The sequence below is a fragment of the Pedobacter roseus genome, from assembly GCF_014395225.1.
GTDB classification, from domain to species: Bacteria; Bacteroidota; Bacteroidia; order Sphingobacteriales; family Sphingobacteriaceae; genus Pedobacter; species Pedobacter roseus.
Map to the genome: position 1 here is coordinate 3,347,971 of NZ_CP060723.1, position 14,873 is coordinate 3,362,843.

At 38.4% G+C, this 14,873-nt stretch carries 15 protein-coding genes and 1 pseudogene; 8 read left to right on the forward strand and 8 right to left on the reverse strand.

What is annotated here, in order from left to right; all coding sequences use genetic code 11:
- Window positions 1-158: 158 nt before the first annotated feature.
- Complete coding sequence (locus H9L23_RS13880) at window positions 159-761, reverse strand: LURP-one-related/scramblase family protein (protein WP_187590978.1); 603 nt, start codon at window positions 759-761, stop codon at window positions 159-161.
- A 239-nt stretch (window positions 762-1,000) separates the two neighbouring features.
- Here H9L23_RS13880 and H9L23_RS13885 point away from each other — a divergent pair, with 239 nt between their 5' ends.
- Window positions 1,001-1,846 (forward strand): CvfB family protein, encoded by an 846-nt coding sequence (locus H9L23_RS13885; protein ID WP_187590979.1) that lies wholly within the window; start codon window positions 1,001-1,003, stop codon window positions 1,844-1,846.
- Window positions 1,847-2,410: 564 nt separating this feature from the next.
- On the opposite strand, the gene H9L23_RS13890 is transcribed toward H9L23_RS13885, so the two are convergent.
- From H9L23_RS13890 to H9L23_RS13900, 3 genes and pseudogenes are all read right to left on the reverse strand, one after another.
- Window positions 2,411-3,082, reverse strand: a complete 672-nt coding sequence (locus H9L23_RS13890; RefSeq protein WP_187590980.1) for an MCP four helix bundle domain-containing protein — start codon at window positions 3,080-3,082, stop codon at window positions 2,411-2,413.
- A 75-nt stretch (window positions 3,083-3,157) separates the two neighbouring features.
- Window positions 3,158-4,590 (reverse strand): annotated as a pseudogene (locus H9L23_RS13895) (ATP-dependent DNA helicase).
- A 305-nt stretch (window positions 4,591-4,895) separates the two neighbouring features.
- On the reverse strand, window positions 4,896-6,035 hold the full coding sequence (locus H9L23_RS13900) for a putative sensor domain DACNV-containing protein (protein ID WP_187590981.1): 1,140 nt from the start codon (window positions 6,033-6,035) through the stop codon (window positions 4,896-4,898).
- Between the two features lie 455 nt (window positions 6,036-6,490).
- Here H9L23_RS13900 and H9L23_RS13905 point away from each other — a divergent pair, with 455 nt between their 5' ends.
- From H9L23_RS13905 to H9L23_RS13925, 5 genes are all read left to right on the forward strand, one after another.
- Window positions 6,491-7,297, forward strand: coding sequence for a DUF3822 family protein (locus H9L23_RS13905; RefSeq protein ID WP_187590982.1), 807 nt, complete (start codon window positions 6,491-6,493; stop codon window positions 7,295-7,297).
- Entirely contained in the window at window positions 7,288-7,821 is a 534-nt protein-coding gene (gene rsmD / locus H9L23_RS13910) for a 16S rRNA (guanine(966)-N(2))-methyltransferase RsmD (protein ID WP_187590983.1), read from the forward strand. Before H9L23_RS13905 ends, rsmD begins: the two co-directional genes overlap by 10 nt.
- Before the next feature lie 153 nt (window positions 7,822-7,974).
- Window positions 7,975-8,436 (forward strand): pantetheine-phosphate adenylyltransferase, encoded by a 462-nt coding sequence (gene coaD, locus H9L23_RS13915; RefSeq protein ID WP_187590984.1) that lies wholly within the window; start codon window positions 7,975-7,977, stop codon window positions 8,434-8,436.
- A gap of 382 nt (window positions 8,437-8,818) precedes the next feature.
- Window positions 8,819-9,322, forward strand: coding sequence for an RNA polymerase sigma factor (locus tag H9L23_RS13920; RefSeq protein ID WP_187590985.1), 504 nt, complete (start codon window positions 8,819-8,821; stop codon window positions 9,320-9,322).
- Entirely contained in the window at window positions 9,312-9,917 is a 606-nt protein-coding gene (locus H9L23_RS13925; protein ID WP_187590986.1) for a hypothetical protein, read from the forward strand. Before H9L23_RS13920 ends, H9L23_RS13925 begins: the two co-directional genes overlap by 11 nt.
- A 146-nt stretch (window positions 9,918-10,063) precedes the next feature.
- On the opposite strand, the gene H9L23_RS13930 is transcribed toward H9L23_RS13925, so the two are convergent.
- Window positions 10,064-10,675: an NUDIX hydrolase gene (locus H9L23_RS13930; protein ID WP_187590987.1), complete on the reverse strand. Its 612-nt coding sequence runs from the start codon at window positions 10,673-10,675 to the stop codon at window positions 10,064-10,066.
- A gap of 498 nt (window positions 10,676-11,173) precedes the next feature.
- On the opposite strand from H9L23_RS13930, the gene H9L23_RS13935 reads away from it, so the two are divergent.
- A complete protein-coding gene (locus H9L23_RS13935; protein ID WP_187590988.1) occupies window positions 11,174-12,049 on the forward strand; it encodes a hypothetical protein in 876 nt (291 codons plus the stop codon).
- Window positions 12,050-12,124: 75 nt separating this feature from the next.
- Here H9L23_RS13935 and H9L23_RS13940 read toward each other — a convergent pair whose 3' ends face one another.
- Window positions 12,125-13,168, reverse strand: a complete 1,044-nt coding sequence (locus H9L23_RS13940; protein WP_187590989.1) for an NAD(P)-dependent alcohol dehydrogenase — start codon at window positions 13,166-13,168, stop codon at window positions 12,125-12,127.
- Between the two features lie 100 nt (window positions 13,169-13,268).
- Window positions 13,269-13,847, reverse strand: a complete 579-nt coding sequence (nudK, locus tag H9L23_RS13945; protein ID WP_187590990.1) for a GDP-mannose pyrophosphatase NudK — start codon at window positions 13,845-13,847, stop codon at window positions 13,269-13,271.
- Between the two features lie 55 nt (window positions 13,848-13,902).
- Between nudK and H9L23_RS13950 the strand changes: the two genes are divergently transcribed.
- Window positions 13,903-14,655, forward strand: a complete 753-nt coding sequence (locus H9L23_RS13950; RefSeq protein ID WP_187590991.1) for a DeoR/GlpR family DNA-binding transcription regulator — start codon at window positions 13,903-13,905, stop codon at window positions 14,653-14,655.
- An 8-nt stretch (window positions 14,656-14,663) separates the two neighbouring features.
- On the opposite strand, the gene H9L23_RS13955 is transcribed toward H9L23_RS13950, so the two are convergent.
- On the reverse strand, window positions 14,664-14,840 hold the full coding sequence (locus H9L23_RS13955) for a hypothetical protein (RefSeq protein ID WP_162800095.1): 177 nt from the start codon (window positions 14,838-14,840) through the stop codon (window positions 14,664-14,666).
- Between the last annotated feature and the right edge of the window lie 33 nt (window positions 14,841-14,873).

Sequence of the window (14,873 nt, forward strand, 5' to 3'; positions counted from 1 at the left end):
ATGAAGATACCTTTAATTGTAGATCCCAAATTTAGCCCAAAGAAATGATTAAACGAGAAAATAATTAATTAGAGAATGATTGAATTTTGAGTAAGTGAATGTTTTAGGGAATTTTATTAAATCATTTTATCATTCACTCATTCAATCATTCACTAAATCTATTTACTCTCCTTCAAAACCATATCAATCGTAATCGCAGTAGCTACAATTGCAACTTTCTGATTGCTTTCGGCATAGCTGGGATCGATGGAAACATTGTATTTATCGGCAGTGGTAAAAATTTCTTTCATGGCACCTGCCCATTTTTTACTGATCTTGCCCATTTCTGCACCTGCATTATTGGTGATGGTAAAATTCCAGGCTTTCCAATCGCCGGATATTTTTGCAATTTCTTCTCCAGTTGCCGGACTCGAAATGGTAAAAGTTGGCTTGAAAAATTTAAATTTTTGTTTGATTATACCCACTTCAACCCCTTGCGGATCTGTAACCATAATTTTCGACATCCAGAAAGTCCAGCCCCTGGTAATGGTAGCCTGTAACTGGTCGTTGATATCGGTAATTTCCAGTTTAAAAGGCATCATACGTTTATCAACCAATAAGGTTAACGCCTTTTGCCAACCTGAAATACGCTGTTTAATAATCCCGATCTGGGCACCCTGATCGTTGTACACCTTGTACTCATTTGCAAACTTTAAAAAATTTACTTTCTCATCAATAAAATATTCGTCGCTTAAAAAAAATGGAGGAATCTGCTTGTTCATAATTAAGATATATTTTTAGATAAGCCGCTAAATTATATATTTTTTTTCATTGCCCACACCAATACAGGTTGTCATCCTGAGCCTGTCGAAGGAGCCACGGATGAACATATTAACATGGAGGCATTTCTGCAATATGCCAACTAATGAACAAAAGACCAGTGAACCAATGACAATGAACCAATAAACATTGTTACCTTTGCAGCAAAAGCCATTGAAGAAAATGGTTAAACCCCAATAAAATGATTGAAATAGGAAAATACAACGAGTTAAGGATTTTAAGCAAAACAGAAGCTGGATTAAACTTAACCGATGGCGATAAACTGGTAATCCTCCCTTACCAATATGTTCCAAAAGGTGCCGAAATCGGCGATAACATTAGTGTTTTTGTTTTTATACAAAAAGATGGTCGCTTAACCGGAACTACCCAAAAAGCTTATGCCGAAGTGGGCGATTTCGCTTTTTTGAAAGTGGTATCTGATGGCGATGATGGTGTTTTTATGGATCTTGGTATCGATAAAGATGTTTATGTACCTACCCGCGAACAGAAAAGGCCAATGCAAAAAGGCTATAAATATGTAGTGTACCTGTATCTGGATGAAAATAGTGACCGCTTACTGGCTTCTTCTAAATTGTACGATTTTGTGGAAGAGGATGGTTTTGATTTCGAAGAAGGCGATGAAGTAAGTTTATTGATTACTGAAGAAACAGACCTTGGCTATAATGCCATTATTAACAATACCTACATTGGTTTACTTTATAATAACGAGGTTTTCGACAATGTTCAACCTGGCGAAATGCGCAAAGGCTGGATCAAGAAAATCCGTGTGGAAGGCAAAATTGATTTAACCCTGCAACCAAGTGGTTACGGCCATATCCTCGATTCGAAAGAGATGATGTTAAGGGAGTTGAAAAAAAGTGGCGGTGTAATCGAATTGGGTGATAAAAGTTCTCCTGAAGATATTTACCACCGTTTCCAGATCAGCAAAAGTGCCTTTAAGAAAACAATCGGATCATTGTATAAAGAGCGTTTAATTGTACTTTCTGATGATTCGATCAGATTGGTTACAGACGAGGATGCCGAGTAGTAAAAATTTCTAATACTCAAATCGTCATTGCGAGAAAGGCTTTTTCAGCCGACGAAGCAATCTTTCTGGCAAGGATCGCTAGCAGGAAAGATTGCTTCGTCGTTCCTCCTCGCAATAACGACCGTGCTAATGGATTCTGTCTATGATTGCGTAGTCGAAGTATCTCCGTGTTTTCTGTGCCTCCGTGGCAAAAAACAATGAAAGCTTCCTGCCATACGCAGCGCCTAATCATGAGGGTCATGAAAGCTTCCCACCCTGCGCAGCAACAGATCATGAGTTTTGTCATCCTAGTGGATAATTATTTCATAAAATCAATATAGAGATAGATATTTTTGGCAAAATGTAGGCTGCAAGAGGTCGTCATTCCCAACTCGATTGGGAATCGTAATGCGAGCGCTTTAAGATTCCCTCCTGCGCGGGATCCGATGACTATCGGATGACGGCAGTGCTAGTGGAGTATGTATAAGATAGCGTAGTCGAAGGATCTCCGTGTTTTCAGTGCCTCCGTGGCTGATAAAATATTGAGAACCTTTCTTCGTGTCTTTGTGCCTTCGTTGTAAAAACCTAATTCAAATTAAACTTCTCGTTCTGAACCTTAACCGCATTCGAAGCCGAAATAATCGCCACAATCATAATCCCGATCACTATAGCCAGAATAACCTGTAAGGTAGAATATACCTTTGTTCCGGATACAAATATTTTAGATCCTTTAATCAACTCGCTTCCAACATTAGATTGTATTTTAATGAGTGCCGAGAGTTTAGCTAAAGTTTGGTTTGCCGCATTTCGTCCAACCGATTCATAAACAGCCTTACTTTCTGATCCCACCATACTCAATATTTTCACCTCCAGACCCTGCTGAACAACTAATGCTTTTTTCAGCTCATTCAAAAAATTTTGCTCCTGTTTTACCAATAAAGTAAGTTCGTATTTATTAATCACTGAATCTATTTTACGGTTATGCTTATCCATTTTCACAAGCGCCGTTGAACCCTGTAAAACATCGTTTCCGAGCAATACTTCCTGAAGAATCGCATTTTTATAGTATAAATTTTCGCCAATGAAATATAAATCCGTAGCCGGAACAAGCCTGTCATTATACATCGAAATAAAAGATTCGTTAATCTTCTCCACGCTTTTATCTTCCAGAAAACGGATCAATAAAGTGCAGCACATGATGCAGAAAAGTAAGAAAGCAATTTTAAGCTTGTTTTTAAGACTAAAGGCAAATTTCATATACAATTTGGTTAGTAAGTTTGACTACAAGGATGCAAAAAACACCAGGATAATTCAATCTGTGCAATCATTATGTTAAAAATAGTCTTCCAACGCCGTTTTAGCAAAAAGCTGTGGCGCAAAATTGACTAAATATAACTCTTTTTTCGCACGGGTTACGGCAGTATATAACCAGCGGAGAAAATCCAGATCGATCATTTCTTCTGTAAGATAACCCTGATCAGCAAAAACAGCATCCCACTGTCCACCCTGTGCCTTATGGCAGGTAACCGCATAAGCAAACTTAATCTGCAGCGCATTATAAAAAGGATCTGCTTTAATGGCCAACATCCGCTGACGTTTATTGGCAATATGCTCATAATCTTCGTTCAAGCCATCAAAAAGCTTCTTATTCTGCTCATAAGGCAAATTGGCACTTTCTAAATTCAATGTATCCAGCATCACCTTACAGCTGATCTGCCCGGCAGCCGGGAAATCCATAAACTCTAAAGTAGCATCGGCAAAGCGGAAACCATAACGCTCTTCCTCCCCCTTACACGGATCACTTTTGCCATATCGCCATTGGCAATAAAGGCCGTATCCTCATTATCAGGCAGCCAGAAATAGTTGTTACGCACCACCATAATCTGATCACCCCCTGTTAATTCCTCTTCTCGGTATAACAACCTCGCCCTGATTTGCTGGTTATACACATTGGCTGATTTATTGGAGCGGCACACCACCAGGGTATTTTCCATTCCGAATTTCCGGTAAGCATACTCTAATCCTTCTACTAAACGTGCACCAGGCATGTTGTAAATATCGGTGTAGTTTTTAGTCAGAAATCTAGGGAGAGGATTGTCTGGATTTTTGGCAATCTGGTTCCTCAGCATGGTTGCATTGGCCAGAATACCCGATTTCTTTCCTTGTCGCACCACTTCTTTCAACTCAACCGACGAAACTGTTAAAGCAAATTTATCTTTCAGGTATTGTTCGTTCAATGCAGGACTATCTAAACTCCCTACAGGAGGCAATTGCGCCGTATCACCCACAAAAAGCAGGAAACAGTTTTTAGTATTGTACACAAACTCGAGCAGATCCCGCAATATTGAAGAACCCGTTTCATTAAACTCATCGGCAATCATCGAGGCCTCATCGATAATAAACAGGGTATTTTCGGAGAGGTTTGGAGCCAGTTGGAACTGCATTTCGGGCGATGCTGCTGAACGTTTCCGGTAAATCCGTTTATGTATAGTTAAAGCTTTGCGGTACGAATACTGGCTCATTACTTTTGCCGCCCTTCCGGTCGGTGCCAGCAGCTCGCTACGCAGGTTAAATTTGGCCAGAACTTTAACCAGGGCAGCTACAGAAGTGGTTTTACCTGTACCGGCATAACCTTTTAGCACAAAACAGCGGTATTCATCCTCCTGTTGCAAAAACACCGACATGCGCTCGCAAAAAAGCAATTGTTCTTTGGTAGGTGTATGTTCGTATGCTGAGGCAATAAGCTGGCTTTTATCTTGGATCATTATTAAGGTTAATTGTATAAATCGGTTAACTGGTGATTAATTGATAGGTTATTGATCATTGGTTCATTGTTTTAGCTACCGTTCTTAAAAAACAATCTTTTTTATTCTGAAAAGCAATTGCAATGCTAATCAGTTCCGGTAGCCCGTCTTTCCGCTGTATCCCCGATTAAGCCTATGAGACAATTAAAATGACACTAAAATCGGGGGATGCCGCTTCAATACGGTTTAAAAGGCAAAGATAGTGCTCTTTTTTAAGCGCCTCCTTACCTCAACAACAAAACAATGTAACAATCAAACAGTTTTCGTTATAAGAGTAGTGTTTCAATACGATGTGCCATTACCATATTTTGTTTCTTGCTATAGCTGAAAATGGTAAAATGGCCATCCTGCGAGGCGACCAAACCAATAGACTGCGGTTGATCGTTCACGAACTGGGCAACTGAGAAATGCCTGGTTCCGCCGAGCTGTCCGGGGTATAAAATCTTATCTTCTCCACCAACAATCGGCTCCGAAAAAGCAATCTGCTCTACGGTAGGTTTCCCTTTAGCACGACCGATTTTGGCACCAAATGCAATCAGATCAAATTCTTCGTTGATGATTGTTGCACCATCAACCGCGGTTAAACCCGCCAAATGCTCAACCTCGCGACGAACAGCACCCTGCGAGAAAATTTCGCTCTGATTTCCGTTCTGCTTCGCCAGGTTTGACAGTCCACAAAATGGAGGTTCTACCAAATATTGTATCGGGTGGATAATGGATTCCTCCCATTTTGTATCTCCTTTCGGCACAATCAATAATGCCCCACCCCTGCCGTGCGCACGCATCGAAACCGAAAACTGGATCAGGATATTGATCGGATCGTTCCAGCTCGCTAATACGGTTAAATCCAGCAAGGCCTGTAAAATCGGCGGACAATCCTTATTGGTACAGCTTCTATCATCAACAATACGGATTTGCTCGCCTTTTAACACAGCCACATTGGTAAATTTACCGATGCCGTAAATCCGGCGGTGTTTAATCACGATTAAGCCGGGTTCAGAAACATCCACCACAAAGCAGAAATTGGGAATATTTAAAGTTGTGCCCCAGATATAAAGTTCACCATCCTCTTCCCAAACACCCAAGTGAATTCCAGAGCGTTCGATTCCAGGGGCTATTTTAGTTAAGGTATTAGCATTCAGCGGTAGTCTCTTTGCAAAAACCAAAGGTTTAGAAGTTTGTGCGGGTGGTAAAAACGCAATCGAAATCCTCGGTGAATGCCCTTCCTCCTTACGCAGACTGCTCCAAAAAGCAACATCTATAATCGCTTCAATAATTTTCCTATCGGGCTGAGTAGCCAAATCTATCTCACCCTGTGCAATTGCATTTTTGTGTAGTTTAACAAAATGTTGCTCAATAGTTGCCGCAATGGTGTTTGCAGCTTTATAGGTAGGCTTGTAACTCATGTTCCGAATTTAAGCCGAATATTTTGATTTTTGAATAGACGAAAGGTTTGATTTTGGTAAAAAAAATCTATTGTTTTTAACCGCAAAGCGCACAAAGAAGGATATTAACCACAAAGGCGCAAAGAGCACAAAGTTAATTGTATATTTTTGGGCGAATATAAATTCACTAGAGTGAACTAAGGTGTCTCAGGTTGTAAAAAGGCTCACCGGGCAATTAGAAAGCAGAATGGCTAGGAATTGTTTCCGTGAACTCCGTGTTTCCGTGGCTAATGATATATCAGTTCACTTATCAAATTAAGAATTTACACAAGTGATCTGTGTTTATCCTTTTTATCTGTGGTAAAAAAACAAACTAGTAAGCTTCCTTTTAAGGTATCAGCCAATAATTCTGTGGTAAAATCAAAAATTTAACCTCATCTTACCGTTAATCCTTAAAAAACTCTATTTTTGTTTCAATGAGTAACAATAGTCTCTTATTGGTTGATCCAAACTTTAACACAGATGCATCTGCAAACTGCCATTTATTGTTAAAAATAACGAATGACAGCTTTTCTTATGCCGTGGTAAGTAAAGATACCGAGGAGATTAACATCATTTTTGATAAACAGGGTTGTGAAGATGTGCAGAAGGATTTAAAATCTGCTTTTGAAACGGATAACTATCTTTCTTTAAATTACGGAGCGGTAAAAGCAGCAATACATACCTCCAATTTCATTTTTATCCCGAATGAGTGGTTTGATGATGAAAATTTAGCTGTTTATGCTCAATACCTCGGCTCGGATGCTAAAGTTTATACTAAACACAATAAAGAGCTTGGTTTTAATACCGTTTTTTGCTTAAATGATGAGGTAAAAGCAAATTTACCACAGGAAACCGATTTATTTCCACAATCAGAACCACTGGTGGCTTTATTTAGTCATTTAGCCGACGAATCTTTACTGATCGATTTTACAGCAGTATCGTTCAATGTACTGTATACCAAAAATAAAAATGTCGTATTTCAGAACCACTATGAATCAGAAACTGCCGAAGAGTTTAATTACTTCCTGTTGCTGATGATCGAACAATTAGGTTTAAATGATACCGTTCCTGTTTATATACAAGGTATTATTAACGAAGATGATGAACATTACAATTGCCTTTTAAAATATTTCAATCAACTTTATTTCTTCTTCCCTACCAGGAAACAGAATAGTGAATTATTGGCCGATATGCCTAAACATTATTTCAGCGGCCTGCTTGCTTTAGATTTATGCGGATAATTGGTGGCAAATTAAAGGGCATCCGTTTGCAGCCTCCTGCAAATTTACCCGTACGCCCTACTACAGATATGGCGAAAGAAGCGCTTTTCAACATCCTGAACAACAAATACGATTTCGAAACCTGTACCGTACTCGATTTATTCTGTGGTACCGGAAACCTTACCTTCGAATTTGCCTCACGCGGTGCAGAAAGTATTTTAGCTATTGATATGGATTATGGTTGCGTAAACTGGGTGAAAAATACCGTCAAACAGCATCAGTTCGATCAGATTGATGTACGCAAAGGAGATGTTTTTAAGCTATTAAAGCAAATGACCGGCAGTTACGACCTGATTTTTGCCGACCCACCCTACAATATGCCCAATATCCCACAGATTCCGGTGATGGTTAAAGAACAGCAATTGCTCAAGCCAGATGGTTTATTAATTGTAGAACACCAGAGTAACATGAAACTAAACAGTCAGCCCGGTTACACCGAAACCAGGAAATATGGCAATTCTTCTTTTAGCTTTTTTGAGTTGTAATCGTTTATTAGTCATTGGTTCATTAGTTATTGGTTATTGGTAACTTGATTCATTGATCATTGGTCTATTGTTTATTCGATTAATTTACGCTACCCGCCAAACGCCCTGCGCCTGACTATTCCTCTTTTAACTATAAAAATCTATATTTGAATCATGAAGATAGCGCTATTTCCAGGCTCATTTGATCCGATCACCATCGCCCACGTAAATATTCTGCAACGTGCCACCCCACTTTTCGACAAAATTGTAGTGGGTATAGGCTTAAACAGTTCCAAACAGAATTTTTTAAGTGCCGAGCAGCGCCTTCAGATCTTACAAACCGTTTTTAAAGGTTATGAGAACATCGAAATTCAAACTTACGAAGGTTTAACTGTCGATTTCTGCCGAAAAATAAATGCCAAATATATGGTGCGGGGCATTCGCTCTGCTGCTGATTTCGAATACGAAAGGGCCATTGCGCAGATCAATCAAACCATGATGCCAGAAGTAGAAACCATCCTGCTCTTAAGTAAACCCGAATACTCTGCCATCAGCTCAACCATTGTTCGCGATATTTTAAGAAACCATGGCGATGTGAGCCCGTTTGTACCCAAAGAGGCACTTGGTTTTTTATAGTTTTCTTAACCACAGATGCGCAGGGATAAACACAGATTTATATCCAGGTTCATCTTAGTTACATTATTCCCCTCTTTCAGAGGGGTGTCCGCAGGACGGGGGTGTTTTTTATAAGTGTGCAGTAGGGTGTTTCCACCTGATTGATCAGCATTTCTTAATCCACAACTACCTCACCCGATCGCCATTTCGAGCGGACTCGATAGCTATCGGGTGCAACGCACTCACAACTGGTCTTAACGTCTCGCTAAGACACTATTTTTTTCTATTTAAAACCTTCGCCTCGCTAAGACCAGAGTAAGTTCACCCTTCTTATCAGTAATTAAATATTATTTCTAACTTAACCTGTAACGTTTTTAAAAATCTGTTACCAATTGGGTATACAATGAAAGAAACAGAAAACATATTTCTCAACTTGATCAACCAGCATAAAGCCATTATACATAAAATTTCCAAAATGTATATGAAAGATGCGGAAGAACAACGTGATCTGTTTCAGGAAATTGTACTGCAACTATGGAAAGCCTACCCTTCTTTTAAAGGAAACAGCAAGTTTACCACATGGATGTACCGCGTGTGCCTCAATACAGCCTTAATCTATTTCAAAAAAGACAATAGAAAAGTCGACAAAGCGCCTTTGGATGATCATATCGATGTAATGGATGTAAATGAAAACGAAGGAAAAGAAGAAAAGCTGGCCTATTTATACGCTGCTGTACAAGAATTAAATGCAATTGAAAAAGCATTGATCTTCCTTTTTCTCGAAAATCAATCCCATCGTGATATTGCCGAAAACCTGGGAATAAGTGAGGTTAATGCACGTGTAAAGCTTAACAGGACAAAAGAAAAATTACAGTTCATCATAAAGAAAAACGGTTATGAATTTTGACGATTTAAAAAATGAATGGAATGCTGAAACTCCGGAAGGAAGCCACATTTCTACCGATATGCTTAAAATAAAACAGGCGCATACCCCTATTGATAAAATCAGGGCCAAAATGAAACATGAGTTTTTTTATCAGCTTTTCTTTCTGGCATTTATGGCTTTCATTCCTTACTTAGCCAGTTTTTCAACGGCCATAAATCAGGCGTACCTCATCACTTACGCCATTACCTGTGGTTTTACCGCTTATTATTTTTTTAAGTTTTACATGTTCTATAAAAACTCTTACGATATGAGTATGGACACCCGCAAAAATATCCTCTGGTTTTATTATGAAATGAAACTGAACATTGAGCTATATAAAGCCTTAACTTATATTGTTGCTTTTCTTGCTGTTGGATTTATGTCGGCTTACCTCTTTATCGAAAAAGCCTCCGTTTTCGCAAAGGTTTTAACCAAGTTATCGCCTGTATACATCTTATTAAACTGTTTCATCACCATTCTGATTATTGGTGCCATTACCGAACTATGGGCCTGGTTTTATTATGGAAAGTACCTAAAACAGGTTAAAAAAGTGGTTGATGAACTGGATAACGAGTAATCGCGCAATTAGATCTGTGTTCATCCTTTTTATCTGTGGTTAAATTTAGACGGCATCGGTGCTGTCAGATGTCACCATCTGACAATTAAAGTGCATTAAAATTTCAATTTATAATTGTGACACCATGATTAAATTTCTGATCCACTCTACAAAATCCCACCGGCCCTCAATACATCCATAATAGATGGAAAAGTATTTTTAACCACTGGCGAAATATGGTTTTTATCCAACCAAACCGCTTCGTCAATACCTTCTTCTTTTTGAGGGACCAATTTAGGTTCGCCTTTAACCTTCATTTTGTACCAATTGGTTTTCTTAATCACCATTTTGGTTCCTATGGGATACACATGATAGGTTTTGCAGAGCTTTTCTTCGCGCTTAAAAACCCTGATTCCGCATTCTTCCTCTACCTCACGAACAGCGGTTTCCTTCATTTTCTCCCCATCTTCAAGCTTTCCTTTTGGCAAATCCCATTTTTTGTTTCTGAAAATAAAAAGGTAATTGCCATTTGCACTTTCTACCAAACCGCCTGCAGCTTTAATAATGGTACAGTCTTTCTTTAATTTCTGAAAGGTTTCTTTTGGATTTTTTGTCAAGAAAATATAGCTCTTTTTAGATCCGTTTTTTAATTTCTTGTAGAACGTTTGCAGATTAAAATCCTGAAATTCAAGCTGCTGGATTTTCTCTTTCTGTTCAGGTAAAAAATCGGAGATAAACAAAGTGTTATCGTTGATATAAATTCTATAATTTCTTGGCATATTAGTTTTAAAGCATATTTAAATGGAGCATAAATGGCCCTTATAGCAAAATCGCTCCTTCTCCTGTAACCTTTAAAGGATATTTTAATTTCGGCTAAATATACATTTGCTTCCCCTAAAGTAGAAAAATTGTTGAGTTATTTTATAGGGTATAAAAAAAGGTTACAACAATTAATGTTGTAACCTTATCTAAATTAACGCTCTCAATCAAAGATTGATGCAAGGCTCTCACCCCTTGCTTGCTACAAATATATAATAATTTATTAAACTGATAAAAAAAATCAAAAAATATTTCGGCCATATTAAAATACTGATTTTAAATAACTGAATACTAACACATTGTTGTTGCAACAAAAAATATTCCTCCATCAAAACCTTGATACACTAGATTGTAAAAAAAATGGTTTAATAGTAATATTGGAATACTTAAAGGGAAAACAACGCTTTTAATTCCTTCAACGATAAATATTTTTCATAATTTTAGCTTTTTAATCTACTATGCCCATACCTTCATTATCAGAAAAAGATCTGGAAGCATACCGAAATGATCTTTCTAACCCGGAAAAATCAACAGGCGAGCTCTTCATCAAATTAAATGGGCTTTATCAGCGTTTTGCCAGTAACGAACAGCTTCTGGCAGATTTCGAATATGTTTCGGCACTCAACAGCCTTGAAAGTAGCTATACCTCAAAAAAAGAGCATTTTAACAAAGAAATTGTTGAACTTAAAAGACAGTTTAAACAACTGGATAACCGCATTGTGGCTGCAGAACAGAAACTTCGTCATGGCATTCCGGAAGACCTGCTGGTAATGGACAAAATTATTGCCGAACAGGAATCTATTGTAGAAGATCAGGAAAAGCTGAACCATGCCGAAACCCATATTGTAGAGCAGGTACGGAAAATCGATATCGAGCATGGTAAAGAACTTCAAAAATTAGAGCAGCAACAGAACAACAGGGAAATTCCGTTTAAAAGCAAATTTTCGGCCTTTAACGAACAGATCAAGCATGCTGAAAAAGGAATTACTTTAAAAGTTAGCGGATTTTCGCTTCTTGCGATTATCGGTATTCCTTTAATTATAGATTTATTTTTTGGCATGATAGGCCTGCCTACTTTTTCTAAGAGTACCAATAACATTATCTTCAACCATTACCTTTTTCTGATCAGTTTGATATTGGTCGAAATATTCCTTGCCGATAAAATCAGGAACAGAATTTCACGGATGTTATCAATATCTTACCTTAAAGATTCGCTGAACACGTTAGATAACTTATTAACTGAAAACGAAAGACAGCTCGCGAAAGTTGAATCAGAACACCACATCCCTTTAGCCGAATTTGTAAAGAAAAATGGAGATGCTTTAAATTATTAAGCTTATCCTTAAATAAAAAAGGGATTTAGAAATATTGCTACCTCTAAATCCCCATAACTTTTGTTAAGATCTGAACTACAATGTAGCCATATCAATTACAAACCTGTAACGTACATCGCCTTTTTGCATCCTATCGTAGGCCGTGTGAATATCTTTCATATCAATCATTTCGATATCTGAAACGATGTTGTTTTCTGCACAGAAATCCAGCATTTCCTGAGTTTCGGCAATACCGCCAATACCCGATCCGGCTAAACTTTTTCTGCCACCCAATAAGCTGAAAGCTGCAATTTCTGCTGGTTTTGGTGGAACACCCACACAGATATGCGTACCATTTGTTCTTAATAAAGAAAGGTACATGTTAAAATCATGTTCAGCAGATACGGTATCCAAAATAAAATCGAATGTACCTTTAGCTGCTTTAATCTGCTCAGGATCGGTAGTTACCACAAAATGGTGTGCACCTAATTTTTTAGCATCTTCTTCTTTTTTAGGCGAAGTACTCAATACTGTTACTTCAGCACCAAAAGCTACACCAAATTTAACAGCCATGTGGCCCAAACCACCTAAACCCAATACAGCTAATTTATGTCCTTTTCCTACTTTCCAGTGTCTTAATGGCGAATAAGTAGTAATCCCTGCACATAAAAGCGGTGCTACTGCAGCAAGGTTTAATTTATCAGATACGTGTAATACAAATTCTTCACGCACCACAATCGAGTCAGAATAACCACCATAAGTTGGTGTTTTCCCATCTCTTTCTAAACCATTATAAGTTTGTGTGTTGCCTTCTAAACAATATTGTTCGAGATCCTGCTTACAGTTTTCGCAAACCTGGCACGAATCTACCATACAACCTGTACCGGCAAGATCGCCCACCTTAAATTTCTTAACATGGTCGCCAACTTTAATCACCCTGCCCACAATTTCATGTCCTGGAACCATTGGGAATATCCCCGGGAACCAATCGTTTTTAATCTGGTGCAGATCTGAGTGGCAAACCCCACAGAAAAGTATTTCGAACTGCACATCATGAGGTCCTACTTCCCGGCGCTCAAAATTCCAGGGTGCAAGATCTGTTTCGGCATTTTGTGCCGCATATCCTTTTGTTGCTATCATAAAAATTTAAAATTAATTAGTACCATAACAAAGGTAAAGCGTGCTTTGTTACGAACGATTACGCAATTCAAATAATTCATTGCAAAATTCAAACAATGAACTATAACATCAGCCCTTTTAACCGGGCATACTGCAGCAGCATAATTGTTTTTCCATCCTTTATCTCACCGGAGATAACCATCTCCAATGCCTTTTCGAAAGGCAATTCTAATACTTCTATATCTTCATTTTCTTCCTGCAGCCCACCTCCATCATGTATTTTCATATCATGTGTATATGCTGCCACAAAAAAGTACAAGAGCTCGGTAACCGAGCCTGGCGACATATAAGCTTCGAAAACTTTTTCTACCTGACCAATTCTAAATCCGGTTTCTTCTTCAGTTTCTCTTCTGATGCAATCTTCCGCATTATCCTGGTCCAACAGGCCGGCACAGCACTCAATCAGGTAACCGGTTTTGTTTCCATTAATAAATGTAGGCATCCTGAACTGGCGGGTAAGTACAACCGTTTTAGATTCTTTATTATACAATAAAATGGTGGCACCATTCCCCCTATCATAAGCTTCTCGATCTAAAACAGATCTAACACCATCAATCCCGGTCATTTCAAAACTTACTTTTTTGAGCGTGTACCAGTTATCGGATAAAATTTGAGTATCGAGAATATTAATATTTTTCATAAATGATTATTTTTGATTGATTATGATTATTTTTGATCGAATTAAATCATTATAAATGACATTTCAAAAAAGAGCGAATAAAATCCTCGAACTGTTAGAAGCGTTTGGCGAAGTTGAGATCAGGCAATTCGCAGCTGAAATTGATGTATCTGAAGTTACCGTAAGAAGAGACCTGACTGCTATGGCGGCTAAAGGACTGCTCTACCGTACCCACGGCGGGGCAATGAAACTAAGTGAACTAATCAAGCCGGTTTCATTTGTTAATAAAGCTGCAGTTAATGTAAAAGCAAAAGATGCGATCTGCAAAAGAGTTGCCGAAGACATTATTGATGGCGATGTTATATTTATAGATTGTGGAAGCACGGCCTTTAGGTTATGCCAGTTTATCAAAAACAAAAAAATAAAGGTCATCACCAATTCGCTACCCGTAGTAAATGAGCTGCAGAATAGCCCGATAACCATTAATCTTATAGGAGGGGAAGTTGATGCAAGCAGACAAGCAGTTCATGGAACAATGGCACAGGAGCATATTGCCAGATACCATGCTTCGAAAGCTTTTTTAGGTGTAGATGGGATCACTGGCGAGGGATTATATGCGGGCAGTGAGCACGAAGCTTCGAATACGTTAGCTATGGCATCGCAAAGCGATTGCGTTTACATGCTTTGCGATGCCAGCAAAATAGGAAAAACCTCTTATTTAAAATTTAATGATTTATCGCTCGTAAATATTCTAGTTACCGATTACAATGGGCCTGAAGTAACAGAATTCGGGGCGAAACGGATATCCGTGTTTTCGGTAACTGTTTAGGATTTTTATCAGGAGAACATTCCGTGCGTAATTTCTTCAACAGCATCATCAGCATAAAAAAAAATGGTAAAGAAACTTGGAGCCTGTGTAATTGCTAAAATATCCTCACGTTTAATGTGGTTTTCGTTGATAAAACGGGTAAGGCGCTCGTGCGAACTGAAGTAGTCTGATTTTAAAACGATCATGATTTTAAGATTTTGATTAAGACGATGATGGTT

Bases quoted from the DNA above. Each gene is read 5' to 3' on its own strand.
- H9L23_RS13880 (WP_187590978.1), bottom strand. From the start codon at position 761: ATGAACAAGCAGATTCCTCCATTTTTTTTAAGCGACGAATATTTTATT.
- H9L23_RS13885 (WP_187590979.1), top strand. From the start codon at position 1,001: ATGATTGAAATAGGAAAATACAACGAGTTAAGGATTTTAAGCAAAACA.
- H9L23_RS13890 (WP_187590980.1), bottom strand. From the start codon at position 3,082: ATGAAATTTGCCTTTAGTCTTAAAAACAAGCTTAAAATTGCTTTCTTA.
- H9L23_RS13900 (WP_187590981.1), bottom strand. From the start codon at position 6,035: ATGAGTTACAAGCCTACCTATAAAGCTGCAAACACCATTGCGGCAACT.
- H9L23_RS13905 (WP_187590982.1), top strand. From the start codon at position 6,491: ATGAGTAACAATAGTCTCTTATTGGTTGATCCAAACTTTAACACAGAT.
- rsmD (WP_187590983.1), top strand. From the start codon at position 7,288: ATGCGGATAATTGGTGGCAAATTAAAGGGCATCCGTTTGCAGCCTCCT.
- coaD (WP_187590984.1), top strand. From the start codon at position 7,975: ATGAAGATAGCGCTATTTCCAGGCTCATTTGATCCGATCACCATCGCC.
- H9L23_RS13920 (WP_187590985.1), top strand. From the start codon at position 8,819: ATGAAAGAAACAGAAAACATATTTCTCAACTTGATCAACCAGCATAAA.
- H9L23_RS13925 (WP_187590986.1), top strand. From the start codon at position 9,312: ATGAATTTTGACGATTTAAAAAATGAATGGAATGCTGAAACTCCGGAA.
- H9L23_RS13930 (WP_187590987.1), bottom strand. From the start codon at position 10,675: ATGCCAAGAAATTATAGAATTTATATCAACGATAACACTTTGTTTATC.
- H9L23_RS13935 (WP_187590988.1), top strand. From the start codon at position 11,174: ATGCCCATACCTTCATTATCAGAAAAAGATCTGGAAGCATACCGAAAT.
- H9L23_RS13940 (WP_187590989.1), bottom strand. From the start codon at position 13,168: ATGATAGCAACAAAAGGATATGCGGCACAAAATGCCGAAACAGATCTT.
- nudK (WP_187590990.1), bottom strand. From the start codon at position 13,847: ATGAAAAATATTAATATTCTCGATACTCAAATTTTATCCGATAACTGG.
- H9L23_RS13950 (WP_187590991.1), top strand. From the start codon at position 13,903: ATGACATTTCAAAAAAGAGCGAATAAAATCCTCGAACTGTTAGAAGCG.
- H9L23_RS13955 (WP_162800095.1), bottom strand. From the start codon at position 14,840: ATGATCGTTTTAAAATCAGACTACTTCAGTTCGCACGAGCGCCTTACC.